Annotated in this window: 3 protein-coding genes; 1 reads left to right on the forward strand and 2 read right to left on the reverse strand. The window is 66.5% G+C overall.

The window, feature by feature from the left end:
* Positions 1-372: 372 nt before the first annotated feature.
* Both ACF07S_RS33425 and ACF07S_RS33430 read right to left on the reverse strand, forming a co-directional pair.
* Positions 373-705 carry a hypothetical protein gene (locus tag ACF07S_RS33425; protein ID WP_391975924.1) on the reverse strand — a complete coding sequence of 111 codons (333 nt, stop codon included), beginning with the start codon at positions 703-705 and terminating at the stop codon, positions 373-375.
* Positions 706-732: 27 nt separating this feature from the next.
* A complete protein-coding gene (locus ACF07S_RS33430) occupies positions 733-1,101 on the reverse strand; it encodes a relaxase domain-containing protein (protein WP_391967411.1) in 369 nt (122 codons plus the stop codon).
* A gap of 366 nt (positions 1,102-1,467) precedes the next feature.
* On the opposite strand from ACF07S_RS33430, the gene ACF07S_RS33435 reads away from it, so the two are divergent.
* Positions 1,468-1,716 (forward strand): hypothetical protein, encoded by a 249-nt coding sequence (locus ACF07S_RS33435; RefSeq protein ID WP_391967412.1) that lies wholly within the window; start codon positions 1,468-1,470, stop codon positions 1,714-1,716.
* Positions 1,717-2,488 lie beyond the last annotated feature (772 nt).

Consider the following 2,488-nt stretch of genomic DNA (forward strand, 5'->3'; position numbering starts at 1 on the left):
CAACGAGTGATCTCGCGATGGGTGTTGGTGCCCGTCGACGCTGGACGACGCCGATCTTTCGGTAGGCATCGTGTGCCTGGAGGGACGTCAAGCGCCCGTCCAGCGCCGACGGGCGCCAACAGCCGTTCCCCACAGAACATCTCTCGAAGGAACAACGGGGTGGCGGCGACGAAAGCGCCGAGCGGTGCTCGATCTACACCGAGACATCGAGGTCGGAGGCGGTATAGGCATCCGCACGGCGCCCACGAGACCGCCACCACATGCAGGGCGTCCGCCGGCCTATGGCAAGACACCGCATGTCCGGATGGGTTCAGGCATGACGGCCCTGCTGTTCGAACAGCCCGGAGCTTCCTGCACTGGCTCGGGCCGCCCTTAGATGGGGATTAGGCGGTAGCCGGCCTCCAGGCCGCGCACGGTCTTCGGCTCGCTGATGTCCAGGCAGTACGTGGAGATGGCGGCAGCCACGATCCGGTCGTCCAGGCCGGGGTCGCGGCGGCGGCCGCGCAGGACGAGAGCAAGGTGGCGGCGGGCTTCGGCGAGCAGGTGCCGACGGTGGAAGCGGCCGCCCTCGTTCATCACGAACACCGTCGCGGCGACGTCGACGGCCGCCAGGGCGACGTCGACCACGGCGGCGACCCGGGCCCGGATCGCGGCAGCCGCGGCGCGGGCATACTCGAGGAGGGAATTAATAACGTCGGCGGCCACCCCGGAGGTGCGGATCGCGCTCTCCTTCTACTCCTTGCGCAGCTGCGCGAGCGGCTGGGTCTTCTGCTTAGGCGGGCGGGTTTTGCGGGCGGCGATCTGGTTCATCTTGGCGCGGGCCCGCTCGGAGACGACGGGCAGGAACAGCGGCTCGCCGTCGTCGTCGACGGCGGTGACGTACTCGTGCTCCAGCTCTTCCAAGCAGGCAGCGATCTGGTCGCTGCGGCGGGAGGTCCAGCGGATCAGCTCGTGTGGCACCCCGGCAATCTCCATCACGGGCCGGCGCCTGGGGGTGACGGTGCGCGGCTCGGTCGCCAGCCCCAGCGCCTCGCAGACCTCAGCGGCCACGAGCTCGTTGTAGAGCGCGGAGGCGGCCACGGTGTTCTCGTGCAGGGCCATGGTGCACATCATGCCAGGCCCCAGAAATCTCGTCAGCGGTGAGGCAGGAATACCGCAGGGGTCGTCCTACGCCAGCCTCTGGTGCAGAGAACGTCCAGCTCCATCCATGCGTTACCCGGGCCGGTGAGCTCCTTCGTCACCCCCACGAGGGGTGGGATTCGACCAAGTGCGCGCTACATCTGGCAGGTGCCGCCGATCTTCCTGAGTCTGATCTCAATGCCCCGCCGCCCGCAGGGGCGTGTGTCGTGCATTTCAGCTGCCAGCTGCCTGCTGCGCAGTGGACACGGTCCGCTGCGCACACCCGCCATAGCTCACGCGAGGAGAGACGTCATGCCCAGAGCTGCCACGACCAAGGTTGCGCAACCCGTGACGGACGACAGCATCAAAGTGCGCCAACTCAGCCACTACCAGTTCAGCTGGGTGGCGGGGGAGCCCGCTGCCCGCGGCACTCTCACCCTCCAACTCGTACTCGATGAGGGCGCTTGGGAAGAGGTACTGACCGTCGACGTCGACGACGCCGACGTGCTCCAGGACCTCCTGCGCAGCACACCGACCGTGCACTACGACGTCAGTCGCCGGACCCTGATGTTCGGTGTCACTGCTGTCGGCGCCTGAACAGGACCGCGGGCCTGTGGTCGCCTCCCTGTCGTGAACGATCGCTCACCTTCACATGTCGTCGGACCGCCGTCGAGGAGACTCGTCTTCTTCGCCAGTATCGGCAGGTTCGGATATTCGACTGTGCGGAATAGCGTCTGTGAGCCCACCGCGGGCCAGTCGGACGACGCGGGGGCGGTTCCTGGTTCTGGCATCAATACACTCCTCTCATCAGCACTTATGTTCGGGTGCTGCATCTGAAAGTAGGGGGGGGATGTGATGTCGACGGTCGACGTGCAGAGGGTCTGGAAGCCGTCCGTAACGGACCTCTGGGCGGGACGACGCCCTCTGCGGTGGACCGTTGGCCCGGCGGGGGAGCTGGCTGTTCTGCTCGTCCATCGGCAGTGCCTACGCCGAAGCCGCTACGTGAAGGGTTGGGTGGGATGGGGCCCGCAGGTCCCCTTCGATGCGGTGCTCGTGATTCGCCAGACTGACGGGTCGCTTCAACGTCGACTGATCAAGGACGTCCCGGTCAGGCCGAGCCACATCGCTCTTCTCCCGGAGGCCCGGCTTCTCATCGCAAGCGGTCGAGCGGGCAAGGAGGAGTCGGGAGCATGGAGCCCGAACGCCGTGGTGTTCTCTCTGGGAAGTGGTGACCAAGAAGCCACCTTCTGCATCGGCGACGACATCCCTGCTCTGGTGACCGATCGCGAGGGATCGATCTGGACGGCTTACGGAGACGAAGGCATCTATGGAGGGCATCCGGAGTCTGCAGCCGGTCTTGCCTGCTGGA

This window comes from Streptomyces sp. NPDC016640, from assembly GCF_043076215.1.
Lineage (GTDB): Bacteria > Actinomycetota > Actinomycetes > Streptomycetales > Streptomycetaceae > Streptomyces.